Origin of the sequence: Novosphingobium soli (genome assembly GCF_042432915.1) — a bacterium.
In the GTDB taxonomy this organism is placed as follows: Bacteria; Pseudomonadota; Alphaproteobacteria; order Sphingomonadales; family Sphingomonadaceae; genus Novosphingobium; species Novosphingobium soli.
This window is the reverse complement of sequence record NZ_JBHLWK010000010.1, coordinates 126,867-151,152: the sequence shown is the minus strand read 5'-3', so window position 1 is coordinate 151,152 and position 24,286 is coordinate 126,867. Positions and strand designations below refer to the sequence as shown.

The following is a 24,286-nucleotide window of genomic DNA, read 5'->3' as shown; positions in this document are numbered from 1 at the left end:
TCAGCTTCCCCGGTAGGTCGAGTAGCCGTAGGGCGAGACCAGCAACGGCACGTGGTAATGGCCCTCGCGCCCGGTGCCGAACGCGATCGGGACCACGTCGAGGAACGGCGGGTCGGGCAGCGTCACGCCCTTGCTGCGGAAATAGTCGGCCACGAAGAAGTCGATGCGGTACGTCCCGCCCCGGAGTTCGGGCAGCGCGGGGCAGCGCCCGTCGCCGTTGGTGAAGCCTTCGAACAACCAGGCATCGGCGGCGTCGAACAGGCGGATCTTCACCCCGGCCGCGGGGCAGCCGTGGGCGGTGTCGAGGACGTGGGTCGACAGCGTGGTCATGCGGCCCGCTCCTGCTTCGGCCATTCGCCCAGGAACTCGTGCTCGTCGTAGGCGAGGAAATCGGCCACCAGTGCGTCCTTGTCGTCGAGAAAGAGCTGGTCGGCCACGCCCCTCGCCAGCCGGGGCAGTGCGTTGTGCAGGCCCGAGAGCGCCGAAGCGGAAAGGCCCAGGCTGACCAGCGCGGAATAGTTGAAGGCGAACAGCCCGTGCAGCGGCGCGCCATCCATCCCCGTGCGCGGCAGGAACTCGAAGGCGGGGCCGAGGTAGGGGTGCGCGTCGATGAGGGGGTTGCGCGGCCCCTCGGGAGTGACCCGATCGCCCCACCGGGCGACGAGATGGGCAAGGTCGCACAGCTCGGGGCGTAAGCCAGGGTCGCTCACCAGGCCGGTGGAGACCACCACGAAGTCGAAGTCGTGCAGCCCCTGCGGCGTCGTCACCCGCACGCGGCCGTCATGCTCGGCCACGTCGAGCCACGGCGCGCCGAGGTGGAGCGCGAATCCGGGCCAGGCGGCCGCGCGCTCGAAGGTGTCGTTGGTGGGCGGCTGGTTGTGGCCGAGGAAGGCCTCCATCGCCGCGTACTTGGTGGCATCGTCGAGCGCGGGGTAGCGGGCGGTGAAGCCCACGCGCTCCATGAAGCGGATCGGGTTCACCCGCGGCAGCGCGCGGCGGCGCATGAACACTTCGGCTGCGGCGACGCCCTGCGACAGCGCGAAATTCGCATTGTCGAAGGCCGAGGCGCCGCCGCCGAGCACGCCGATGCGCTTGCCGTGCAGCGCGGAGAAGTCGATCGGCTCGCTGGTGTGGGCCCAGAGGCGGCGCGGCAGGTTGTCGCGCACCATCGCGGGGGTGAACCACTCGCCCCCGCCCTGGATGCCGGTGGCGAGCACCACCTTGCGCGTCCATACGGTTGCCCGTCCCGCGAAGTGCAGGCGGTGGAGGCCGAGCTCGGGCCGGGGCTCGATCCGCAGCAGCTTCGCGCCGTTCTCCACCGGCAGGTCGAGCACGCGGCGGTACCAGCGCAAGTACGCCATCCAGTCGCCGCGCGCGATCTTGTCGAGCGCGTCCCAGCCGGCGGCGCCGTGCTGCGCTTCCCACCAGGCGCGGAAGGTGAGCGAGGGCACGCCGAAGTCGATGGGGTTGAGGTGCTTGGGCGTGCGCAGGGTGACCATCCGCGCGTAGGTCTCCCAGGGCCCCTCGCTGCCGGCCGCGTTCTCGTCGAACACCTGGACGTTGGTCACCCCTTCGCGCCGCAGGCCGAGCGCGGCGGAGAGGCCGCACTGGCCGCCGCCGATCACGGCGACGTCGAGCACCTCCATGCCGTCGACGGTGCGCGGACGAACCCACGCGGGGCGATAGAAGCCGATCAGCTCGAGCTCGCGCGCGAGCCGCGCTTCCAGTGCGGGAAGGCCGATCCTGTCGCTCATGCCCGGTCCTCGAGGCGCAGGCGCACGATCTCGCCGATCTGCTCCAGCGCCGTCGCGATCTCCGCCTCGCGCGCGTTGCCGAGGCGGCGTTCCATGGCGGCCAGGATACCAGCCTTGTCGGTGAGGCGCACGCAGATGATGAAAGGAAAGCCGAAGCGCTCGCGGTAGGCGGCGTTCAGCGCGTGAAAGCGGTCGAACTCGTCGGGCGTCAGGCGGTCGAGGCCGGCGCTGGCCTGCTCGCTCGCGCTCGCCGCGGTCAGCGTGCGGTCGATCGCCGCCTTCCCGGCCAGCTCCGGGTGCGCCTGGATGAGCGCAAGCTGTTCCCCCGGCGCGGCGTCGTACATCACCGCCATGAGGTCGGCGTGGCGGTCGCCGCTGGACGGCCGCGCGTCGGCGCGCGCCTCCACCCAGGGGCTGTGTTCGAACAGCGCGGTCACGACGTGCTCCCCTCAAGGCTGACATGGGCGGAGACGACCTTCCAGCCGTCCTCGAAGCGGACCCACGATTGTGTCTGGCGACCGCGTCGGCCACCGGCTTCGGGGCCGGAACCCTCGCGGAAGAACTCCGCGTCCGCGGTGGCGAAGCTGGCGCCGTAGACGGTGATCGCCACGCGTCCCAGCCGGCGCTGCGGGGACCCGCCGCGACCCTTGCGGAAGGCGCGGATCTCCTCGATCCCATAGAGCACCTCGCCCACGCCGTAGCGGTTGGTGGTGGGCGCATCGTGGAACAATGCGTCCATCGCCGCGATGTCGTCGGCCATCAGCGCCGTCTCGTAGGCATGGAAGGCGTGCGTCACCTCGGCCAGCAGCACCGGGTCATTGATCCGCATGCGCGCCTCCCTGGGTGGGATGGACCGCCATCCAGTGGCGGGCGATGTCGATGCGGCGCGCGACCCAGGCCTCGCCGCTCTCGATCACATGGTCGAGGAACCGCGCCAGCCAGCGCGCCCGGCCCGGCTTGCCGGCAATGCGGGCATGGAGGCCCACCGACATCATTCGTCCGCCTTCCTCGCGCAGCTGGTCGAAGGTGTCGCGCATGTGGCGGAAGAACTGCTCGCCCTCGGTGAAGCCGTTGAGCGCGACGATCTTCATGTCGTTGACGTCGAGGCTATAGGGCACCACCAGCTGCGCCCGCCCGTGCCGCGTATCCCAGTAGGGCAGGTCGTCGGCATAGCTGTCGGCGTCGTAGAGGAAGCCGCCCTCCTCGGCCACCAGCCGCGCCGTGTTGGGCGAGGTGCGGCCCTGGTACCAGCCGAGCGGCCTCTCCCCGGTCAGGCGCCGGTGCAGCGCCACGGCCTCCGCGACATGGGCGCGCTCGACCTCCTCGGGAACGTACTGGTAGTCGATCCAGCGCAGGCCATGGCTGGCGATCTCCCAGTCCGCCTCGCGCATCGCCGCAACGGCCTCGGGGTTCATTTCCAGGGCCTTCGCCACCCCGAACACGGTGACCGGAAGGCCGCGCGCGGTGAACAGGCGGTGGAGCCGCCAGAAGCCGGCACGGCTGCCGTACTCGTAGAGGCTTTCCATCGCCATGGCGCGGTCGGGATGGCTGGCCGCGCCCACCATCTCGGAAAGGAACGCCTCGGATCGCTCGTCGCCGTTGAGGACGCAGTTCTCGGCGCCCTCCTCGTAGTTGACGACGAACTGCACGGCGATCCGCGCGCCGTCCGGCCACTGCGGATCGGGCGGAGTGCGGCCGTAGCCGACGAGGTCGCGCGCCGTCACGGGCGCGCCTCCTGCACCTGTTCGGGCCCCCATGCCGCGATCGCCGCCGGCACCGCCTCTCCCAGCGGAAGCGCGAAGCCCTGCATCCGCAGGCAAGCCTCCAGCGCGGCGAGCGTGAGCAGCACCTTGTGGCGCATGGCGTTGTAGCCCATTGCGCCCAGTCGCCAGACCTTGCCCTGCAGCGGCCCGAAGGCGGTGCCGATCTCGATCTCGAACATCGCGCGCATGGCCGTGCGCACCGCTTCGCCGTCGACGCCGGCGGGGATGTGGACGGCGGTGACGTTGGTCATGCGGTGGGCATCGTCGCCGAAGACCGTCAGGCCCATGGCGCGCAGGCCCGCGGTCATCGCCCGACCGGCCGCGGCATGGCGGGCGTAGCGCGCCGCCAGCCCCTCCCCCAGCGCAATGCGGGCGCATTCGCGCGCGGCGTAGAGCATGCTCGTCGCCTCGGTGTGGTGGTTCAGGCGCTTCTCGGACCAGTAGTCCATAATCATGGCGAGGTCGAAGTAGTTGGAGCCGATCCGCGGCCCCTGCCCGTCGACCATGCCTTCGCCGCGGATGCCGCGCTCCACGTGGCGACGACGGCCGATGTGCTCCGCCGCGCGGTCCGAGATCGTGATCGGTGCCGAGCCCGAAGGCCCGCCCAGGCACTTCTGCAGCCCCCCCGTCACCACGTCCACGCCCCAGCGGTCGCACGCCAGCTCCATCCCCCCGATCGTGGCGGTGGCATCGACGTAGGACAGCGCGCCGACCGCCCGGCACAGGTCGCCCAGCCCCTCCAGCGGCTGCGCCATCGTGGTCGAGGTGTCGCCGTGGATGGTGGCCACGAGGCGTGGGCGCACGCGGGCGATGGCGGCCTCGATGCGGTCCAGCGGGACCACCTCGCCCCAGGGCGCGTCCACCGTCTCGATCACCGCGCCGATGCGCTGCAGGATCTCGGCGAGCAGCAGCCCGAAGCGGCCGAAGTTCACCACCAGCACCACCTCGCCCGGTGCCACCAGGCTGACCAGCGCCGCCTCGATCCCGGCGCGCGCGGTGCCGTCAACCAGCATCGTCCAGCGGTTCTGCGTCCCGAAGATCGGGCGATACAGCGCCATCACCTGGTTCATGTACCCGGTCATCTCGGGATCGAACTGCCCGAGCAGGTCCGCGCTCATCGCGCGCAGCACGCGGGGGTGCGCGTTGATCGGGCCCGGCCCCATCAGCAGGCGCTGGGGCGGGTCGATCTCCCCGAAGAGCAGCGGATCAAGAGGCACAGGATTCTCCCAGGCGTTCGACGAAGCCGAGCATCACCCGCAGCGCGATCTCCGCGTCGGCAGCGTCCACGTGCTCGGCCGGATTGTGGCTGATGCCATCCCTGCAGCGGATGAACAGCATGGCCGTGGGGCACAGCGCGGCCATGTTCATGGCATCGTGCCCCGCGCCCGAGACCAGCCGTCGCACCGGCTGCCCGGCCGCGGCGAGCGCCGCGTCCATCATGTCCATGAGCGCGGGATCGCACGGGCTCGCGGCCAGATCGTGGATCCGCTCCACCGCGCAGTCGAGGCCGCGCGCATCCGCGATTTCCACGATGCGCGCGAGAATCGCCTTCGCGGCCCGGTCGCGCCGGTCTTCCGCGCCGGAGCGCACGTCGATGGTGAAGCGCACCTCGCCGGGGATGACGTTGGGCGCACCCGGCCGCGCCTCGATCATCCCCACCGTGGCGACGACGTCGGAGTCGTCCCCGCGGGCGACCTGCTCCACAGCCAGCACCATCGCCGCCGCGCCGGCAAGCGGATCGCGGCGCAGGCGCATCGCGGTGGTCCCCGCGTGGCCCGCCATGCCTCCGACGGTAACGGCGTAGCGTCGTTGCGCGGCGATCCCGGTGACGGTGCCCACCGCCAACCCCTCCGCCTCGAGCACCGGCCCCTGCTCGATATGCGCTTCGAGATAGGCCAGCGTGGCCCCCGGCGCCCGGGCGGCGGCGAGGTAGTCGCGCGTCGACGCCAGCGCCTCGGCCAAGGTGACGCCCGCGGCATCGGCGATGTCGAGCGCGGCGGCGTCGAGCGTGCCGGCCACCGCGCGGCTGGTCAGCATCGCGGCCGGAAAGCGCGATCCCTCCTCGTCGCCGAAGGCATAGACTTCGATCGGGAACGGCAGGCGGCGGCCCTGCGCGTTCAGGGCAGCGATCGCTTCGATGCCCAGCATGATGCCGAGCGGTCCGTCGTAGGCGCCGCCGTCGCGCACCGAATCGAGGTGGCTGCCGATCACCAGCGCCGGCGCGTGGCCCAGCGCGCCTTCGTAGCGCCCCACCAGGTTGGCGGCCGTGTCCCGCCGCACCTGCATGCCCGCCCGCTCCATCCACCCGGCGACGACCTCCTGCGCGGCGGCGTAGGCGGGGGTCAGATAGGCGCGGAACAGGCCGCCTTGCATGTCGGAAAAAGGCGCCACCGCCAGCGCATCGCAGCGCGCCACGGCGCGGGCACCGCCGGGGGGGAGGTCCGTCAGGCTCACCATCCCGCCGCCTCGCCGTCGCTGCGCGGATCGCTGGCGCCCTCGAACGTCCCGTCCGCCAGGCGCACCAGGGCGCCGGCATGGCCCATCGTCGCGGTGAGCGGGCCGACGCGCTCGACATCGTGGCCTGCCGCGGCGAGTTGCGCATAGAGTGCCTCCTCGAAGCCGTCCTCCAGCTTGAGCGTGGTCGACTGTTCGCCCCAGGTGCGCCCGAGCAGCCAGCGCGGGGCGCTGATCGCATCCTGCAGCTCGGTGCCGAAGCGCGCGTAGCGGGTGAACAGCGCCGCCTGGGTCTGCGGCTGCCCCTCGCCGCCCATGGTGCCGTAGGCCATCACGCGCCCGTCGCCGAACACCGCCAGCGCGGGGTTGAGCGTGTGGAACGGCTTGCGGCCGGGCTTGAGCGCGTTCCAGCCCTCCGTCGCGAGGCGGAAGGAGCTGCCCCGGTTCTGCCAGGTGATCCCGGTCTGTGGCAGGACCAGGCCGGACCCGAACTCGAAGTAGGTGGACTGGATGCAGCTGACCACCCGACCCTCACTATCCGCAGCGCCGAACCAGCAGGTGTCACCCCACTGCGGCGGCTGGGGCCAGGGCAGCGCATGGGCCGGGTCGATCCGCGCCGCCAGCGCGTCGAGCGCCGCGGGGTCGGAGAGCAGCCCCTGGAAGTCGAAGTCGGTATGTGCCGGGTCCCCCACGTGGACGTCGCGCAGGAGGAAGGCCTGCTTGGTCGCCTCGACCAGCCCGTGGACATGATCGAAACCGTCGGGAACGGTGGCGGCCAGCCGATCGAACAGCGCCAGGATCAGCAGCGAGGCGAAGCCCTGCGTCGGCGGGGCCGCGTTGTAGAGCGCCGCGCCGCCGATCACCGTGTGCAACGGATCGGGGCGGGTGGCGGCATGGGCCGCGAGGTCCGCCGCCGAGACCGGGCTTCCCAGCGCGGCGAGATCCTGTGCGACCAGGCGCGACAGCTCGCCCCGGTAGAAGCCGTCGAGGCCATCGGTGGCGAGCGTGCGCAGCGTCTCTCCCAGCAGCGGCTGGCGCAGCCTGTCGCCCGCGACCAGCGGCCGCCCGTCGGGCTCGAAGATCGCCGCGTAGGCTCCGGGCTGGCCGCGCAGCTCGGGGCCCTTGGCGGCGGCGATGGCGGCGCCGCCGGCGGTGACCGGCACCCCGGCCTCGGCATATTCGATGGCATCGCGCAGCAGGCGACCGAGCGGCAGCGCGCAGCCCTCCCCTTCCAGCGCCGCGGCCCAGCCCGAGATCGTGCCCGCGACCGTGTTCGCCGCCAGCGGCCCGCGCGTGGGCACCGCATCGAGGCCGGCGTAGAGCGAAAGGTCCGCTGCCGCGGCCGCGCCGCCGCAGCCGTGGATGGCATGGACGCGTCCGTCCGGCTCGCGGATGACCCAGAACCCGTCGCCGCCGACGCCGGTCATGTGCGGGTAGACCACGGCGAGCGCTGCCGCCACCGCGACGCAGGCCTCCACCGCCGAGCCCCCGTCCGCCAGCACGTCGCGCCCCGCGCGCGCTGCCAGGAAATGCGGTGCGCTGACGATGCCGTTCGCGGCCGTGACCGTCCTCATCGGCTCAATCCGGCAGCGCGGCGACGAAGGCGCGCACGACTTCGGCCGAGTTCACCGAGGCGAGCGCCATGAAGGTGTTCATCTGGTTCTCCCCGCTGTCGCCGCCGGCCAGGTCGGAGAGGCTGCGGAAGACGATCGCCGGCACCGCGTTGGCATAGGCCACCTGCGCCACCGCCGCGCTTTCCATGTCGAGCACGCGCGCGTTCCAGGCCTGCTGCAGGTATTCGCGGAACTCGGCGTTGTCGGCGAAGACGCCGGCGCTGACCCCGGTGCCGCCGACAACGATCTTCGGCTCGTGGGGCAGGCAGCGCGCGCTGTCGGCCGCCTGCGCCTCGCTCCCGATGCAGCGCTTGAGCGAGACCTGCGGCGTAATCCGCCGCGCGATCTCCACCAGGCCAGGGTCGACCGGGAGCGTGTAGTGGCGGCGCATCGCCTCGCCCGCGTTGCCCACGCGCACGCCGCGCGGGAACATCATGCCCCAGTTCTTCGGCGCCTGGCTGTCGACCGGCTCGGGCGGTGCCCAGCCCGTGTCGGTCCGGCGCGCGAACGAGACCTCCAGGTACTGCGCCCAGTCCTGCGCGACGATCACGTCGCCGATCGACAGCGCGGGATCGACGCCGCCGGCGATGCCGGAGAACACGATGCGCTTGACCTTGAAGCGGTCCAGCACGAGCTGCGTGTTCATCGCCGCGTTCACCATCGACACGCCGCTCTGCATCAGCACCACCGGCTTGCCTTCAAGACGCCCGGTGACGAAGGTGAGGCCGTTGACCTTGTACGCGCGCGGCTTCTGGACGGCAGGCAGCAGCGCGTCCCATTCGGGCTGGAACGCAGTCATCACCACGGTCCGCGCGGTCTCGTCGAGCCGCTTGGCCTCCGCCGGCACGGCGGCCAGGGCGAGCGGGAGAGCCAGGGCCAGAGCCAGAGCCGGGGAAACGGTATTCCTGCGCATCATGCGGCTCCCATCCAGACGAAGCGGGCGACGAAGAGCAGCGCCAGGACCAGCAGGAACCAGTCCGCCTTGCGGACGGTCCCGCGCACGATCTTGAGCGCGGCGTGGGCGGTGATGCCGAAGGCGAGGCCGTTGGCGATGGAGAAGGTCAGCGGGATCATCGCCACGGTGAGGAACGCGGGGATCGCCGAGAGCGGGTCCTCCCACTCCACCTCCGTGAGCGGCAGCAGCATGAGGCCGCCGACGATGATGAGCGCCGGCGCGGTCGCCGCAAGCGGGATCACCTGCGCATAAGGCGCGACGAACATCATCGCTAGGAACAGCAAGCCGGTGACCACGGCCGTGAGACCGGTCCGCCCGCCCGCCTGCACGCCCGCCGCGCTCTCGACGTAGCTGGTGACCGTGCTGGTGCCCGCCATCGAGCCGACGATAGTGGCGGTGGCGTCGGTGATGAGGATGCGGTTGAGGCGCGGAATGCGCCCGGCCGCGTCCATCAGCCCGGCGCGCTTGGTGACGGCGACGAGCGTGCCGATGTTGTCGAACAGGTCGACGAAGAGGAACACGAACAGGATTTCCAGCAGGCCCAGCCCATGGCTGCCCGAAAGCCCGAACACGCCGCCGAGGTCGAGCTTGAACGCGGTCCCGGTGAGCGCGGCGAGCGAGTAGGGCTCGGGGCTGATCGAGACCATGCCGGCGATCCAGCCCACCACCGTGGTTGCGACGATGCCGACCAGCATCGCCCCGCGCACGTTCCACACGCTCATCGCGCCGATCACCACCAGCCCGAAGAGCGCCAGCGCCGCCCCCGGCGCCTTGAGGTCGCCCAGCGCGACGAAGGTGGCGGGGTTGGCGACGATGATGCCCGCGTCCTTGAAGCCGATGAAGCCGATGAACAGGCCGATGCCTCCCGCCACGGCCGCGAAGAGGTACGGCGGGATCGAGTTGACGATGAGCTGGCGCACCCCGGTCAGCGTCAGCACCAGAAAGGCGATGCCGGAGATGAACACGCAGCCGAGCGCCACCGGCCAGGGCACGCCCATCTGCTGCACCACGGTGAAGCTGAAGTAGGCGTTGAGCCCCATGCCCGGCGCCAGGGCCAGCGGCGTGTTGGCGACGACGCCCATCAGGATCGAGGCGAAGGCCGCCGCAAAGCAGGTCGCCGCCGCCACCGAGGCCACGGGCATTCCCGCGCTGCCCAGGATGGCCGGGTTGACCAGCACGATGTAGGCCATCGTCAGGAACGTCGTCACTCCCGCCAGCACTTCCGTGCGCGCGGTGGTGCCGCGCGCGGTCAGCGCGAAGTAGCGGTCGAGCGCGCCCGAGGGCGGCGCCTCGGCTCCCTCGGGGATCGTCTGCGTCTGCGTCACTCTTCAACCCCCATCGTCGCGCGGTGCGACCTGCTTGATGGCCGCCGCCCCCGCAGCGTCCCTGTCGTGCTCGTCATCCCTGCCCGTCATCCCCGCCCATCATCCCTGCCCCGCCGCCGCGGCAGCGTAGGGAGCTGCGCACCCGTCCCCGGCGGCAGCGCTCGCTTCGGGTGCGGTGAAGCCGGTGACACCCGCCGCCTCCAGCCTTGCGCCAAAGGCGAACAGGTCTGCCTCCCGGCCGGGAGCGCCGACCAGTTGGAGCCCCAGCGGCAGTCGTCCCGGGCGCCGCAGCGGCACCGCCAGCGCCGGCAATCCGGTGAAGCTGATCGGCTGGGTATGGATGCCGAGATCCGCACGGGCCGGCGACAGCGCGCCGTCGATGACGATCCGCGGGTCGGCGATGGCCGGCGCCACGGTCGGCGTGGCGGGCGCGAGCAGCACGTCGTAGTCGGCCAGCAGTGCCTCGATGTGAGCGCGGTACTCGGCGCGGAACGCCTGCGCCTCGGCATAGAGGCCTTCGGGCAGCAGCGCGCCTGCCAGCAGGCGATCGCGCACCTGCGGGTCGAAGGCGAGCGCATCGGTGGTCAGCGCCGCCCGGTGGAGCGCGCCGCCTTCGAACGCGGTGACGAGGAACGCGGCCGAGCGGGCGCGGGCGATCTCGGGCAGTTCGACCAGCGGCGCCTCGGGGGCGAGCGCGTCGATGGCGGCAATCTGCTCGGGCTCGGCATTCTCGCGGAAGCGGCCGCCGAGGCGGCCCACGCGGAACGCCGGGAGCGACGACAGCGCCTCGCGCCCAGCGAGCACTTGCCAGACCAGCGCCATGTCCTCGACCGAACGCGTGAACGGGCCGATGTCATCGAAGCTCTCAGCGAAGGGAAACACGCCGTCCATTGGCAAGTCGCCGTGGCTGGGCTTGAGGCCGTAGGTGCCAGTCAGGCTGGCCGGCACGCGGATCGAGCCGTTGGTGTCCGAGCCCAGCGCAAAGGGCAGCAGCCCGGCGGCGACCACCGCTGCGGAACCGCCCGAGGAGCCCCCGGCGAGGCGCGTGGGATCGTGGGGATTGCGCGTGGTGCCGTAGGTCGCGTTGATGGTGGCGAACCCATAGGCGAACTCGTCCATGTTGAGCGTCGCCACGACCACCGCGCCGGCTGCCTTCAGCCGCGCCACCGCCTCGGCATCGCGGACCGCCGGCGCAGCCCCGGCACGCAGCGCGGAGCCGGCGGTGGTGGGCAGGCCCGCCAGGTCGAACAGGTCCTTGACGCCGTAGGGCACCCCCGCGAGCGGCCCCGGATCGCGCCCGGCGGCGACCAGGGCGTCGACGGCCTCGGCCTCGACGCGCGCGCGGTCGTGCAGCACGCGGGTGACGGCGACAAGCGTGCGGTCGGCCTGCACCAGCGCGCAGAGCGCCTCTTCCACCAGAGCCCGCGCGCTTACGCGGCCTTCGCGGACTGCCGCGGCCCATTCGCGGACGCCCATCATGCCTGCGTTTCCGTGGGCTGGCCGCGCATCACGCGGGCATGGCGCGCCAGCAGGGCGAGGTTCGCCGCCACGCCGGGCTCGCATTCCGGCGAGATCGTCAGCCCTCGCGCCGACGCTGCGGCGGCGATCGCGTCGGCACTCAGGGGAACTGCGGCACCCGGAGCCTCGGGCAGCGCCGCAGCGGGAATCTCGGCCATGGTCTCACGATCGTTGGGCGCGTGGGAAGGAAGCGGTGTAACGCGTCTTTCCTGCCCGCTCACCCCCTGTCTAGCAAACGCAATGATCGGAACGGATCGTTGCAGGAATTCGAGCGGGTGAGACGCGGCCAGCCGTGCCGAGACCGTGGCAAGCCGGCCGCTTCAGCTCAGACCATGGTCTCCGGCCGCACCACACGGTCGAACGTGGCTTCGTCCACCAGCCCCAGCTCGAGCGCGGCCTGCTTCAGCGTCTGCCCCTCGGCATGCGCGTGCTTGGCGATCTTGGCCGCGTTGTCGTAGCCGATCTCGGGCGCCAGCGCGGTCACCAGCATCAGCGAGCGCTCCAGCAGCTCGGTGATGCGCGCGCGGTTGGGCTCGATCCCGTCGACGCAACGCTCGGCGAAGCTGACCATGCCGACCGAGAGCAGGTCGATCGAGCGGATCACCGCGGCGCCGATCAGCGGCTTGAACACGTTGAGCTCGAACGCGCCCTGCAGCCCGCCGACGGTCGCCGCCTGGTGATTGCCGATGACCTGTGCCGAGACCATCGTCAGCATCTCGCACTGGGTGGGATTGACCTTTCCCGGCATGATCGAGCTGCCCGGCTCGTTGGCCGGCAGGTCCAGTTCGCCCAGCCCCGAGCGCGGGCCCGAGCCCAACCAGCGGATGTCGTTGGCGATCTTGGTCAGCGCCACCGCCAGCGTGGCGAGCGTGGAGGAGAGGTGGACCAGCGGATCGTTGGAGGCGAGCGCCTCGAACTTGTTCTCCGCCGGGCGGAACGCCAGCCCGGTGAGACGAGAAAGCTCGTCCGCCACGTCGACGTCGAACCCGGGCGCGGCATTGAGGCCCGTGCCCACCGCCGTACCGCCCTGCGCCAGCGCGGTCACGCCCTCGCTCCCCGCCGGCACGATGCGCGCGCGCGCGAGCTTGAGCTGCTGGGCATAGCCCGAGAACTCCTGTCCCAGCGTGACCGGAGTGGCATCCTGCAGGTGCGTCCGGCCGATCTTGACGATATCGCCCCAGGCTTTCGCTTTGACGTCGATGGCGGCGAAGAGGTGGTCGAGGGCGGGCAGCAGGCTGTCCGTCACCGCACGCGCCGCCGCCACGTGCAGCGCCGTCGGGAAGCTGTCGTTGGAGGACTGGCCCATGTTGACGTGGTCGTTGGGGTGGACCGGGCTCTTGCCGCCGCGCTTGCCGGTGAGGATCTCATTGGCGCGGCCCGCGATCACCTCGTTGAGGTTCATGTTGGTCTGGGTGCCGCTGCCGGTCTGCCAGATGACCAGGGGGAACTGGTCGTCGAGCTGGCCCGCCACGATCTCCGAAGCGGCCGCGTCGATGGCGTCCGCGATCTTCGCGTCGAGCCCGTGCCGGCGGTTGACCCGCGCCGCCGCCTGCTTGACGAGCGCCAGGGCGTGGACGATCGCGATCGGCATCCGCTCGCTTGCGCCGAACGGGAAGTTCTCGATGCTGCGCTGCGTCTGGGCACCCCAGTAGGCCCCCACAGGGACGTCGATCTCACCGATGCTGTCGGATTCGCGGCGGGTATCCATAAGCGCGTGACCTCCTTCGCTCGAGCCTTCGCCCGTCGCAGCATACATAGGCGCGGCGGACACGAAATCCACCGCTATTGCGACTTAGTCGCACATATTCGCGAAGCTCTTTCATCGACCTGCCCGCCTGGCAATCAGGGGCCGATATCGCCCAGGCATGGTGCTTGACTGCCACCGCGTCATCGGCGAACCCCCTGGCACCATCGCGCGGAACAGGACGGCTGGAGCTGATGACCACACGCATTCTCGCAGGGCGCCCGGTGGCTCCCGTCGGCCTGGGCTGCATGAACGTGGCCTGGGCCTATGGCGACGCGCCCTCGCGCGAGGATGCGGTGAGGCTGCTTCGTCATGCGCTCGACAGCGGGTGCGATCATTTCGACACCGCCAACATCTACGGCAACGGCATCAGTGAGGAGATCGTCGGCGAAGCGATCGGCGACCGCCGCGGCGCGTTCCTGCTGGCGACCAAGACCGGCATCCTCGTCGACGGTCCGCGCCGCGGGATCGACTGCAGCCCCGAGGCGATCACCGCGTCGCTGGAGGGAAGCCTTCGGCGGCTCGGCACCGATCACATCGACCTGTTCTACATGCACCGCTTCGACCCGAAGGTGCCGATCGCGGACTCGGTCGGCGCCATGGTGCGCGCCATCGAGGCCGGCAAGATCGGCGCCTATGGCGTGTCCGAGTGGTCCTGCGCCCATATCCGCGAAGCCCATGAGGTCCACCCCGTGGCGGCGGTGCAGACCGAATACTCGCTGTGGACGCGCAACGTCGAGCTGGGCGTTCTGGAGGCCACGCGCGAACTCGGCATCGCCCTCGTCGCCTTCTCGCCGGTGGGCCGCGGCGCGCTGGGCGGCGAGCTGCGCGATGTCGCCACGCTGGCCGAGGGCGACCTGCGCCGCGGCATGCCCCGCTTCCAGGGCGAGAACTGGGTGCGCAACCGCGCGAGGATCGAGGCGCTCGGCGCGCTGGCGGCGGAGGCGGGAATGACCACCGCCCAGCTGGCTCTCGCCTGGGTGCTTTCGCGCGGGGCGCATGTCCATGCCATCCCGGGAACCCGCTCCATCGCCCATTTCGACCAGAACCACGCGGCGGCGACGCTGGCGGCGTCCCCTGCCCTGCTCGAACGCGCGGGAGCGCTGCTCAACCAGGAGACGGTGAGCGGCCACCGCTACCCGGAGGTCATGCGCGGCACCATCGACACCGAGGACTTCGCCACGCCCGCTTGACGCACGCCTGGCTTGGTAGGCTTCATCCTACAGCCCGAGCGGGCGCAGTTCCCGGATCAGGTCCACCAGCAGCTGGAGCCCGCGCGGCACCTGCCGCCGGCTGGAATAATAGATGAAGTAGCCGGGGCCCGGGGAAGCCCAGTCCGACAGCACCACCCGCAGCCGACCCTGCTCCACCATCGCGGCGACCGCTCCTTCGGACGTGTACATCACGCCCAGCCCGCGCAGCGCCAGCGCGCTCGCCGTGCTGCCGTTGTCCACGGTAATGGCGCCGGGCACGGCCAGCGCCAGCGCCTCCTCGCCGCGCTCGAACTCCCAGTTGTACATGCGCCCGGTGCCCAGCCGCAGGCGAATGCACTGGTGATGCATCAGGTCGGTCGGATGCAGCGGCTCGCCATGGCGCTCAAAGTAGTCGGGCGCGCCCGCGACGACCCAGCGGAAGTCGGCAGAGAGGCGCTGCGCGATCATGTCCTCGGGCACCGTGCCGCCGAAGCGGATGCCGGCATCGAACCCCGCGTCGATCACGTCGACGAGCGCATTGTCGACGCAGACGTCGAGCTCCACGTCGGGATAGCGGGCGACGAACTCCGGCAGCACCGGCACCAGGAGCCGCATCGCCGCCTCGTCGGGGACGTTGATCCGCACGCGCCCGGCCGGCGCGTCGCGGTGAAGGTTGAGCATGTCCTCGGCTTCGTGGATCGCCGCGAAGGGGTCGCGAATAGCGCCGTGCAGGTCCTCCCCCGCCGCGGTCAGCGTGACCGACCGATTGGTGCGGTTGACCAGCCGCACCTTGAGGCGCTCCTCCAGCCCGCGCAGCGAATGGCTGAGGGCCGAGGCGCTGACGCCCAGCTCGGTGGCTGCCTTGCGGAAGTTGCGGTGCCGCGCGATCGCGAGGAAGTAGCTGAGGTCGGCAAGGTCCGACCGCCTGAAGGGCATGGTTGCGCGTGTCCCCGAGAGGTGAGCGACCGCTTGTACTGCGCGGAGGGGCGCTGCGCCAGTTCCTCCCGCCGCGGCGGAAGGACTGGCGCAGCGCAGCGCAGACGCGGGTGTCGTCCTCCCGGAAAGGCGGTCAGGCCACCTCGCCCAGGCGGTCCAGATACTTGTCGAGCGTGATCGGATACTCGCGCACGCGGATGCCGGTGGCGTTGTAGACCGCGTTCGCGACGGCCGCGCCCACGCCGCACAGGCCCAGCTCGCCCACGCCCTTGGCCTTCATCGGGGACACCTTGTCGTCCGCCTCGTCGAGGAACACGACCTCCTGGTGGGGAATGTCCATGTGCACGGGCACCTCATAGCCGGCGAGGTCGTGGTTGACGAAGAAGCCGAAGCGCTTGTCGATCGCGAGTTCCTCCATCAGCGCGCCGCCCACGCCCATCGTCATCGCCCCGATCACCTGGCTGCGCGCCGAAGTCGGATTGAGGATGCGGCCGGCGGCGCAGACCGCGAGCATGCGGCGCACCCGCGCCTCGCCGGTGTACCGATCGACGGCCGCCTCGACGAAGTGGGCGCCGAAGGTGGACTGCTGGAACCGCTTGGCGAGGTCACCGTACTCCATGGTGTCCTCGGCGACGAGTTCGCCGCCGCGCGCGGCATCGGCGATGTCGGCGCTGCGGTTGCCGACCTGGACGTGGCCGTTCTCGAACACCGCGTCGCCGGGGCCGAAGCCCAGCTTCTGGACGATCTGCTCGCGCAGCTTGACGCAGGCGGCGTAGACGCCCGCGGTGGAGCTGTTGGCACCCCACTGGCCGCCCGAGCCGGCCGAAACGGGGAACGCGGAATCGCCCAGCCGGACCTCGACCTTGGCCAAGGGCACGCCCAGCATCTCAGCCGCGGTCTGGGCGACGATGGTGTAGGTGCCGGTGCCGATGTCGGTCATGTCGGTCTCGACCACGACGCCGCCTGCGGGGCTCAGCCGCACCCGCGCCCCCGACTTCTGGTTGATGTTGTTGCGGAACGCCGCCGCCACGCCCATGCCGACCAGCCAACGTCCTTCGCGCACCTGGCCGGGCGCCTTGCGCCGGCTCCAGCCGAAGCGTTCCGCGCCGTCCTGGAGACACCGCACGAGGTTGCGCTCCGAGAACGGACGCTCGGGCTTCTCCGGATCGACTTGCGTATCGTTGAGCACCCGGAACGCGACCGGGTCCATCCGCAGCTTCTCCGCCATCTCGTCGATCGCGATTTCGAGGGCCATGAGGCCGGGCGCCTCGCCGGGCGCGCGCATGGCGTTGCCTTCCGGCAGGTCCAGCACCGCAAGCCGCAGCGCGGTCATGCGGTTGGGACCGGCATAGAGCAGCTTGGTCTGCTGCGTGGCGGCTTCCGCCTCGCCGCCCTCGAGGTCGCCCGACCAGCTCTCGTGCCCGATCGCGGCGATCTTGCCGTCCGGCGTGCAGCCGATGCGGATGCGCTGGATGGTGGCGGGGCGATGGGTGGTGTTGTTCGGCATCAGCGGCCGCTGCAGCGCCACCTTGACCGGCCGCTTCGCCGCGCGCGCGCTGAGCGCGGCCATGAGCACGTCGGCCCGGAGGAACAGCTTTCCGCCGAAGCCGCCACCGATGTAGGGCGAGATCAGGCGTACCTTCTCCGCCGGCATCTGCAGCGTCGTGGCGAGGTCCTTGAGCCCCCAGTTGACCATCTGGTTCGAGGTCCAGACGGTGAGCCGGTCGCCTTCCCACCGCGCGATGGTCGCGTGCGGCTCCATCATCATGTGGCTCTGGTCGGGCGTGGTGTACGTCTCGTCCAGCTGGACCGGCGCGGCGGCGAAGGCACTCGCGAAGTCGCCCACCCCGCTCGGCGCGTCAGAGCCGGTGCCATCGGCCGCGCCGGGCTTGGCGGCGGCCAGATCGAACCGCCCGCCATCGCGGGCATAATCGACGTCGATCAGGGCGGCGGCGGCGCGGGCCTGCTCGAAGCTCTCCGCGACGACCACGGCGACAGCCTGGTGGTAATGTTCCACCTGCGGCCCGGCGAGGAGGTGCGCGGTGTTCATGCGCCCCTTGCCGAGCTTGCCCGCATTGCGGTGGGTGACGACCGCCAGCACGCCGGGCGCGCGCTCGGCACGGGCCGTGTTGATCGAGCGGATCGTGCCCTTGGCCACGGCCGAGCCGAGGATGTAGCCGTAGGCGTGGTCGCCGGGCACGTCATGGTGCTCGTAGGCGTAAGGCGCCTTGCCGCTGACCTTGAGCGGGCCGTCGATGCGGGGCGTGGGCTTGCCGACCACGGTCATGCGGTCGATCGGGTTGGTCCCTGCGGGCGTGTCGAACTTCATGATGCCTTGGCCTCCGCGATGACCGATGCGATGGTGCGCTGGCCGAGGGCCAGCTTGAACGCGTTGTCCTCGCGCGGGGCAGCCCCGGCGAAGAGGCGGTCGGCCACGGCCTTCGCACCCTGCGGCAGGAGCGCGTCGGCCTCCTCCACCCGCCACGGCTTGTGCGCAACGCCGCCCAGCGCCACGGCGCCCTTGCCGTCGCGCCCGATCACCGCCGCGACCGAGACCAGCGCGAAGGCGTAGGAGGCGCGGTCGCGGACCTTGCGGTAGATGTGCGTGCCGCCGCGCGGCCGGGGCAGCGCGACCGAGATGATCATCTCACCCTTCTCCAGCACCGTCTCGATGTGCGGCGTGTCTCCGGGCAGGCGGTGGAAGTCGGCGATCGGAATGGCGCGGGTGGTGCCGTCCGGGCGGATCGTCTCCACCGAAGCGTCGAGCACGCGCATCGCGACCGCCATGTCGCTGGGATGCGTGGCGATGCACGCCTCGCTGCTGCCGATCACGGCGAGCTGGCGCGAGAAGCCGCCCAGCGCGGCGCAGCCCGAACCGGGCTTGCGCTTGTTGCAGGGCATGTTGACGTCGTAGAAATAGGGGCAGCGGGTACGCTGGAGCAGGTTGCCCGCGGTGGTCGCCTTGTTCCGCAACTGGCCCGAGGCGCCCGCCACCAGCGCGCGGGTCAGGACGCCGTAATCCTTGCGCACGCGCTTGTCGGCAGCGAGGTCGGTGTTGCGCACCAAGGCCCCGATGCGCAGCCCGCCGCCGTCGATCTCCTCGATCCTGTCCATGCCGAGGCCGTTGACGTCGATCAGGTGCGTCGGCGTCTCGATCTCCAGCTTCATCAGGTCGAGGAGGTTGGTGCCGCCGGCGATGAACTTGGCGCCCGGCGTCGCGGCGGCCTTGGCGGCGGCGTCCTGGGCGCTGGCCGCGCGCTCGTAGGTGAAGGGCCTCATGCCTTCTCTCCCCCGATACCGGCGACCTGCGCCATGGCCTCGGCAATGTTCGAGTAGGCGCCGCAGCGGCAGATGTTGCCGCTCATGCGCTCGCGCATCTCGGTCGTGGTCATCGGCGAAGGGCGGCCGATGTCCTCGGTCACGTGGCTGGGAATGCCGGCGCGGATCTCTTCCAGCACCGCGACCGCGGAGCAGATCTGACCCGGCGTGCAGTAGCCGCACTGGTAGCCGTCGTGCTCGACGAAGGCGGCCTGCATCGGGTGCAGGTTCTCCGGGTTTCCGAGACCCTCGATGGTGGTGATCTCATCGCCTTCGTGCATGACGGCGAGCGACAGGCACGAGTTGATGCGCCGGCCATCGACAATGACGGTGCAGGCGCCGCACTGCCCGTGGTCGCAGCCCTTCTTGGTGCCGGTGAGCCGCAGGTGCTCGCGCAAGGCATCGAGCAGCGTGGTGCGGGTATCGAGCTCGAGACGGCGCTCGGCGCCGTTGACCTTGAAGCGCACCGCGGCCCTGGGCGGCGTTGCAGGATCGGGCTGCGCGAGGGCGGCGCCCCCGGGTCCGAGCGAGCCAGCGACGGCTGCACCCGCCGCACTGGTCTTGAGAACGTCGCGCCGGGAGATCGCTCCGTATCCTTCCGTCATGGTGATGTCCTTGTCTGGGCGGGACGCGGCAAAGCCACGGCCGGATACGCCCCTTGCCTGGCGCAGCCCTATGTGCCGTTCAACACATTGTGCCCGCGATAGTTGCGCCGCGCCACTCCGCCCCATTGCACGGTGCGTTGAGCACAGTTCAACGTCGGGGCCCATATTATGCATCATCGGATATCGAAGGGTCAGGGCGCCGTGCGATCGAGGGGATTGTCGCGGCGGGTGTCGGGCAGCAGGAGAGCCGCGATCAGCGAGACCAGGCAGAGCGCGGTGACGTACCAGTAGAATGCGTGCTCGATCCCCGCCTGCTTGAAGCCGAGCGCCACGTTTTCCGCGGTCCCGCCGAACAGGGCGTTCGCCACGCCATAGGCCAACCCCACGCCCAACGCGCGGACGTGGACCGGGAACAACTCCGCCTTGAACAGGCCGCTGACCGAGGTGTAGAAGCTGCATATCGTCAGCCCCGCCACCACCAGCACGAACGCTGCCTGCGGCGTGCGTGCGGCCGCCAGTGCGCTGAACAGCGGGACCGTGCAGAGCATCCCCGCACCTGCGAACAGGATCATGTTGCTGCGCCGGCCGATCCGGTCCGACAGCAAGCCCATGAGCGGCTGCTGGATCATGAACAGGACGAGCGCCAGCGTCATCAGCAGCGTCGCCGCTTCCTTGGTCATGCCCACGGTCAGCACCAGGAACTTCTGCATGTAGGTGGTGAAGGAGTAGAACATCAGGCTGCCGCCGGCGGTCAGCGCCGCGACGACGAGGAACGGGCGGGTCGAGTGGCGGAACAGCGCGACCAGGCTGCCGGCCTCCGCCGCCGAGCGGTCCGCCGGCCCGGCGGTCTCGTGCATGTGGTCGCGCAGGAGAACGATGGCCCCCGCCGCGACGGCACCGATCAGGAAGGCGATGCGCCAGCCCCAGGCGCGCATGCCCGCCTCGCCGAGGACCTGCTGCAGCAGGAGGATCACCAGCGTCGCACAGAGCTGGCCGCCGATCAGGGTGACGTACTGGAAGGAGGACCAGAAGCCGCGCCGCCGCGGTCCCGCTATCTCGCTCAGGTACGTGGCCGCGGTGCCGTACTGCCCGCCCGTGGAGAAGCCCTGCAGCATGCGTCCGGCGAGGAGCAGCGCCGGCGCCGCCGCGCCGATCCGCGCATACGTGGGCAGCACCGCGATGAGCAGCGCCCCCGCCCCCATCATCAGCACCGAGACGACCATCGCCGCCTGGCGTCCGTTGCGGTCGGCATAGCGGCCGAAGAACCAGCCCCCTATCGGCCGCATCAGGAACCCCACGGCGAAGATCCCGCTGGTCGCCATGACCTGGACCAGCGGATCGCTTTCGGGGAAGAACTCCGCGGAGAAGTAGAGCGCGGTGAAGGCGTAGACGTAGAAGTCGTACCATTCGATCAGATTGCCGGCCGAACCGGCGACGATCGCGCGCAGGCGCATCGCATCGGTAAGCTGCGGCGCAGCGGGCGTGGACTGGATCACCAGGCTTTCGGACATCGTGCTCCCCCTTGCTCGGCTTGGACCGCGGGCCATTGCGGATCAAGTGCCGTAGGCGCCGGCCGGTCAGATCGGAAGCGCGGTGGTGGCCTTGATCTCCGACAGCGCCACGGTGGAGGTGATTTCCTGGATGCCGGGAAGCTGCGAGAGCTTCTCGAAGAAGAAGCGCTCGTAGGCGTTGATGTCCTCGGCCACAACGCGGATCATGAAGTCGACCGAGCCCATCAGCACGTAGCAGTCGAGCACTTCGGGGTACTCGCGGATCTTGGCTGCGAACTCGTCGAGGTTGGCGCGGCCGTGGGCGTTCAGCTTGACCTGGGCGAAGACGTGGGCGTTGAGCCCGACCTTGTGGCGATCGACGATGGCCACGCGCCGCTTGATGAAGCCATCGCGCTCGAGCCGGTCGATACGCCTCCAGCAGGGCGACGCTGAGAGGCCGACGCGCTCGGCGATCTGCGCCGTGGTCTGATTCGCGTCGCGCTGCAGCTCGCGAAGAATTTTTCTCTCATACAGGTCGAGCTCGGTCATTCTCACCGTATAGCACGGCATCGAAGGTGAGGTCTTGCGCGAAATAGGCCGCGGGCCCGCGAATGAGGAGAGAAATCCCTCTTCCGTCCTGCGAAGATGCACGGCATCACCCCGCTCACCAGGAGCCCCGCGATGGTTGCCCAAACCCGGCGCATGATGCCGCCGATGGAATATGTCCGCCTCTCCGACGAAGCCGCCGGTCTCGACGGCGTCATCGCGATCCACTCGACGGCGCGCGGCCCGGCCGCCGGCGGTTGCCGCCTCTGGACCTACGACGATGCCGGTGCCGCGATGGCCGACGCCTTCCGGCTGGCCGAGGGGATGAGCTACAAGAACGCCATGGCGCGCCTGCCGTTCGGCGGCGGCAAGGCGGTGCTGCGCAAGCCGGCAGGCGCTTTCGACCGGCGCGCGCTGTTCGAGGCGTTCGGCCGCGTGGTCGAGAAGCTCGAGGGCCGCTACGTCACGGCCGAGGACGTGGGCACCGGCGTCTCCGACATGGAATGCGTGGCGCGCCACACCCGCCACGTCGCCGGGCGCACCGCCCTGCCCGGGCTCGCGGGCGGCGATCCCTCGCCCTGGACCGCGCTCGGCGTGTTCGAGGCGATGAAGGCGGCCGTCGATGTGCGCTACGGCGGCCCGCTCTCAGGCATGCGCGTGGCGGTGCTCGGCGTGGGCAACGTCGGCGCCGGCCTCGCCCGGTTGCTCCATCAGGCCGGCGCGAGCCTCGTCATCGCCGACATCGACCCGCTGCGCTGCGCCCGGCTCGCCGAGGAGACCGGCGCCGCGGTGGTTCCCATCGATGCGATCGCCGCAGTCGAGGCCGAGGTCTTCGCCCCGTGCGCGCTGGGCGGTGCGCTCGACGCGGCGACGGTGGCGGCACTGAGGGCGGGCGTCGTCTGCGGCGCGGCCAACAACCAGCTCGCCGCACCTGAGGTCGCAGGACTCCTGGTGGAGCGCGGGATTGCCTACGCGCCGGACTACGTCGTCAATGCGGGCGGGATCATCAATGTCGCGGCGGAATACCTCGGCGAGAGCGAGGGCGAGGTGCGCGGGCGCGTGCTGGAGATCGGGCCGCGCACGCGCGAAGTGCTGGAAGCGGCTGCCGGCGCCGGACTGCCCCCGCCGGTCGTCGCAGACCGCATGGCGGAGCAGCTGATGATGCGGCGCGAGGTCGTGCCCGTCTGAGCAACCGCCTGTCTGTCAACGACAAATCGGGAGGAGGCGGACACCGCCGCCTCCTCCCGCCCTGTCAGAACGCCGCGTCTTCCAGCGCCATCATCGAGCGCTTGCCGGCCTTGATCGCCAGGAAAGCGGCGGTCGCCTGGGGCAGGATGCGGTCGAAGTAGAACTGCGCGGTCGCCAGCTTGGCCTTGTAGAAGCCCGCCTCCTCGGTGCCGCCCGCGAGCCTGTCGCGTGCAATTAGCGCCGACTTAGCGAAGCAATAAGCCATGGCTACGAGGCCGGTAAGGCGCAGGTAGTCGGTTGCCGCGGCGCCGGCTTCCTCGGGGTCTTTCATCCCCTTCTGCGCGATCGTCGCGGTCGAAAGCTGGAGCGCCCCGAAGGCCTTTTCCAGCGCCTCGATCATCGGCTGGAACTGCTCGTCCCCCTTGCTCGCCTCGATGAACTGCGAGACCGGGTGGAAGAAGCTGCGCAGGTAGCGGCCCATGTGCGCGGGCATCTTGCGGCCTACGAGGTCGAGCGCCTGGATGCCGTTGGTGCCCTCGTAGATCATCGCGATGCGGGCGTCGCGGGCGTACTGCTCCACGCCGCTCTCGGCGATGTAGCCGTGGCCGCCGTAGACCTGGACCGCCAGGTTGGCGCTCTCGTGCCCGAGGTCGGTGAACAGCGCCTTCACCACCGGGGTCATCAGCGCGATGAAGTCCTCGGCGCGCTGCTTCACCGCGGGGTCGGTCGCGTGCTTCTCGGCGTCGAGCGCGCGGCTGACCCAGGCGCCGAGCGCGCGGCAGCCTTCGTTGTAGGCGCGCATCGTCATCAGCATGCGGCGCACGTCCGGGTGGACGATGATCGGATCGGCCGGACCGGAGGGGTTCTTCACGCCCGAGAGCGAACGACCCTGCAGGCGCTCGCGCGCATAGTAGACCGCCGACTGGTACGCCGCCTCGCCGATGCCCAGGCCCTGGATGCCCACCGAGACACGCTCGGTGTTCATCATCTTGAACATGGCCTCCATGCCCTTGTGCGGCTTGCCGACCAGCCACCCGACCGACTCGTCGAAGTTGAGCTGGCAGGTGGCGGAGGCCTTGAGCCCCATCTTGTGCTCGATGGCCGCGACGGAAACGCCGTTCGAGGGGCCGGGGGTGCCGTCCTCCTTGGGGAGGTACTTGGGCACCAGGAACAGGCTGATCCCCTTCACGCCCTCGGGCGCATCCGGCAGGCGTGCCAGGACGAGATGGATGATGTTCTCGGTCAGGTCATGCTCGCCCGCCGAGATGAAGATCTTGGTGCCGCTGATCTTGTAGGAGCCGTCGTCCTGCGGCACCGCCTTGGTGCGCAGCATGCCGAGATCGGTGCCGCAGTGCGGCTCGGTGAGGCACATCGTGCCCGACCACTCGCCCGAGACCATCCGCGGCAGGTAGAACTGCTTCAGCTCGTCGCTGGCATAGGCCTCGATCGCGGTGGTGCCGCCGTGGGTGAGACCCGGGTAGAGGCTGAACGAGAGGTTGGCCGAGCAGATCATCTCCTCGGTCATCTTGTTCACCGCCTCGGGCAGGCCCTGCCCGCCCCACTCGGGGTCGGAGGCCAGCGCGCACCAGCCGCCCTCCCGGAACAGGTCGTAGGCCTCCTTGAAGCCCTTGGGCGTGCGCACCACGCCGTTCTCCAGCGTGCAGCCCTCGATGTCGCCGCTGCGGTTGAGCGGCAGCAGCACTTCTTGCGCCACCTTGCCCGCTTCCTCGAGGATGGCGTCGACGAGGTCGGGGGTGAACTCCTCCAGCGCCTCGAGATTGCCGAAGCCGTCGTCCTGGTGGAGTTCGTGGATCACGAACCGCATGTCGCGCAGGGGCGCTTCATAGACTTGCATTGTCACTCTCCTCGGGCGGCCCCGGCTGA

Annotated in this window: 22 protein-coding genes; 2 read left to right on the top strand and 20 right to left on the bottom strand. The window is 70.5% G+C overall.

Features of this window, described 5'->3' with window-relative positions; all coding sequences use genetic code 11:
• The 13 genes from uraH to fumC form a co-directional block, all read right to left on the bottom strand.
• Nucleotides 1–330: a hydroxyisourate hydrolase gene (uraH, locus tag ACFFJC_RS07215; RefSeq protein WP_379486821.1), complete on the bottom strand. Its 330-nt coding sequence runs from the start codon at nucleotides 328–330 to the stop codon at nucleotides 1–3.
• Nucleotides 327–1,754: an FAD/NAD(P)-binding protein gene (locus ACFFJC_RS07210; RefSeq protein ID WP_379486820.1), complete on the bottom strand. Its 1,428-nt coding sequence runs from the start codon at nucleotides 1,752–1,754 to the stop codon at nucleotides 327–329. Before ACFFJC_RS07210 ends, uraH begins: the two co-directional genes overlap by 4 nt.
• Nucleotides 1,751–2,191, bottom strand: coding sequence for a 2-oxo-4-hydroxy-4-carboxy-5-ureidoimidazoline decarboxylase (gene uraD / locus ACFFJC_RS07205; protein ID WP_379486819.1), 441 nt, complete (start codon nucleotides 2,189–2,191; stop codon nucleotides 1,751–1,753). The genes ACFFJC_RS07210 and uraD overlap by 4 nt, the downstream gene beginning before the upstream one ends.
• Nucleotides 2,188–2,583, bottom strand: a complete 396-nt coding sequence (gene hpxZ, locus ACFFJC_RS07200; RefSeq protein ID WP_379486818.1) for an oxalurate catabolism protein HpxZ — start codon at nucleotides 2,581–2,583, stop codon at nucleotides 2,188–2,190. Before hpxZ ends, uraD begins: the two co-directional genes overlap by 4 nt.
• Complete coding sequence (puuE, locus tag ACFFJC_RS07195; protein ID WP_379486817.1) at nucleotides 2,570–3,478, bottom strand: allantoinase PuuE; 909 nt, start codon at nucleotides 3,476–3,478, stop codon at nucleotides 2,570–2,572. The genes hpxZ and puuE overlap by 14 nt, the downstream gene beginning before the upstream one ends.
• Nucleotides 3,475–4,734: a (S)-ureidoglycine--glyoxylate transaminase gene (gene pucG, locus ACFFJC_RS07190; protein ID WP_512700637.1), complete on the bottom strand. Its 1,260-nt coding sequence runs from the start codon at nucleotides 4,732–4,734 to the stop codon at nucleotides 3,475–3,477. The genes puuE and pucG overlap by 4 nt, the downstream gene beginning before the upstream one ends.
• Nucleotides 4,724–5,971: an allantoate amidohydrolase gene (locus ACFFJC_RS07185; RefSeq protein WP_379486816.1), complete on the bottom strand. Its 1,248-nt coding sequence runs from the start codon at nucleotides 5,969–5,971 to the stop codon at nucleotides 4,724–4,726. Before ACFFJC_RS07185 ends, pucG begins: the two co-directional genes overlap by 11 nt.
• Nucleotides 5,968–7,545, bottom strand: coding sequence for a gamma-glutamyltransferase family protein (locus ACFFJC_RS07180; RefSeq protein ID WP_379486815.1), 1,578 nt, complete (start codon nucleotides 7,543–7,545; stop codon nucleotides 5,968–5,970). The genes ACFFJC_RS07185 and ACFFJC_RS07180 overlap by 4 nt, the downstream gene beginning before the upstream one ends.
• A 4-nt stretch (nucleotides 7,546–7,549) precedes the next feature.
• Nucleotides 7,550–8,497: a 5'-methylthioadenosine/S-adenosylhomocysteine nucleosidase gene (locus ACFFJC_RS07175; protein WP_379487208.1), complete on the bottom strand. Its 948-nt coding sequence runs from the start codon at nucleotides 8,495–8,497 to the stop codon at nucleotides 7,550–7,552.
• The gene (locus ACFFJC_RS07170) at nucleotides 8,497–9,864 is read right to left on the bottom strand and encodes an NCS2 family permease (RefSeq protein WP_379486814.1); all 1,368 of its coding nucleotides are present in this window, start codon (nucleotides 9,862–9,864) and stop codon (nucleotides 8,497–8,499) included. The genes ACFFJC_RS07175 and ACFFJC_RS07170 overlap by 1 nt, the downstream gene beginning before the upstream one ends.
• Nucleotides 9,865–9,963: 99 nt before the next feature.
• A complete protein-coding gene (locus ACFFJC_RS07165) occupies nucleotides 9,964–11,343 on the bottom strand; it encodes an AtzE family amidohydrolase (protein WP_379486813.1) in 1,380 nt (459 codons plus the stop codon).
• Nucleotides 11,340–11,540, bottom strand: a complete 201-nt coding sequence (locus tag ACFFJC_RS07160; protein WP_379486812.1) for a hypothetical protein — start codon at nucleotides 11,538–11,540, stop codon at nucleotides 11,340–11,342. Before ACFFJC_RS07160 ends, ACFFJC_RS07165 begins: the two co-directional genes overlap by 4 nt.
• 167 nt (nucleotides 11,541–11,707) lie before the next feature.
• A complete protein-coding gene (gene fumC / locus ACFFJC_RS07155) occupies nucleotides 11,708–13,090 on the bottom strand; it encodes a class II fumarate hydratase (protein ID WP_379486811.1) in 1,383 nt (460 codons plus the stop codon).
• 230 nt (nucleotides 13,091–13,320) lie between these two features.
• Here fumC and ACFFJC_RS07150 point away from each other — a divergent pair, with 230 nt between their 5' ends.
• Nucleotides 13,321–14,319, top strand: coding sequence for an aldo/keto reductase (locus ACFFJC_RS07150; RefSeq protein ID WP_379486810.1), 999 nt, complete (start codon nucleotides 13,321–13,323; stop codon nucleotides 14,317–14,319).
• A 27-nt stretch (nucleotides 14,320–14,346) separates the two neighbouring features.
• Here the strand turns inward: ACFFJC_RS07150 and ACFFJC_RS07145 are convergent, their stop codons facing one another.
• From ACFFJC_RS07145 to ACFFJC_RS07120, 6 genes are all read right to left on the bottom strand, one after another.
• The gene (locus ACFFJC_RS07145; RefSeq protein WP_379486809.1) at nucleotides 14,347–15,255 is read right to left on the bottom strand and encodes a LysR family transcriptional regulator; all 909 of its coding nucleotides are present in this window, start codon (nucleotides 15,253–15,255) and stop codon (nucleotides 14,347–14,349) included.
• Nucleotides 15,256–15,388: 133 nt separating this feature from the next.
• Nucleotides 15,389–17,584 carry an aldehyde oxidoreductase molybdenum-binding subunit PaoC gene (paoC, locus tag ACFFJC_RS07140; RefSeq protein WP_379486808.1) on the bottom strand — a complete coding sequence of 732 codons (2,196 nt, stop codon included), beginning with the start codon at nucleotides 17,582–17,584 and terminating at the stop codon, nucleotides 15,389–15,391.
• Complete coding sequence (locus ACFFJC_RS07135) at nucleotides 17,581–18,534, bottom strand: FAD binding domain-containing protein (protein WP_379486807.1); 954 nt, start codon at nucleotides 18,532–18,534, stop codon at nucleotides 17,581–17,583. The genes paoC and ACFFJC_RS07135 overlap by 4 nt, the downstream gene beginning before the upstream one ends.
• Entirely contained in the window at nucleotides 18,531–19,178 is a 648-nt protein-coding gene (gene paoA, locus ACFFJC_RS07130) for an aldehyde dehydrogenase iron-sulfur subunit PaoA (protein WP_379486806.1), read from the bottom strand. Before paoA ends, ACFFJC_RS07135 begins: the two co-directional genes overlap by 4 nt.
• 191 nt (nucleotides 19,179–19,369) lie before the next feature.
• On the bottom strand, nucleotides 19,370–20,689 hold the full coding sequence (locus ACFFJC_RS07125; RefSeq protein ID WP_379486805.1) for an MFS transporter: 1,320 nt from the start codon (nucleotides 20,687–20,689) through the stop codon (nucleotides 19,370–19,372).
• A 66-nt stretch (nucleotides 20,690–20,755) separates the two neighbouring features.
• Nucleotides 20,756–21,217, bottom strand: a complete 462-nt coding sequence (locus ACFFJC_RS07120; RefSeq protein ID WP_379486804.1) for an Lrp/AsnC family transcriptional regulator — start codon at nucleotides 21,215–21,217, stop codon at nucleotides 20,756–20,758.
• Nucleotides 21,218–21,349: 132 nt separating this feature from the next.
• On the opposite strand from ACFFJC_RS07120, the gene ACFFJC_RS07115 reads away from it, so the two are divergent.
• Nucleotides 21,350–22,402 carry a Glu/Leu/Phe/Val dehydrogenase family protein gene (locus ACFFJC_RS07115; protein ID WP_379486803.1) on the top strand — a complete coding sequence of 351 codons (1,053 nt, stop codon included), beginning with the start codon at nucleotides 21,350–21,352 and terminating at the stop codon, nucleotides 22,400–22,402.
• 64 nt (nucleotides 22,403–22,466) lie between these two features.
• Here ACFFJC_RS07115 and ACFFJC_RS07110 read toward each other — a convergent pair whose 3' ends face one another.
• The gene (locus tag ACFFJC_RS07110; RefSeq protein ID WP_379486802.1) at nucleotides 22,467–24,257 is read right to left on the bottom strand and encodes an acyl-CoA dehydrogenase C-terminal domain-containing protein; all 1,791 of its coding nucleotides are present in this window, start codon (nucleotides 24,255–24,257) and stop codon (nucleotides 22,467–22,469) included.
• Nucleotides 24,258–24,286 lie beyond the last annotated feature (29 nt).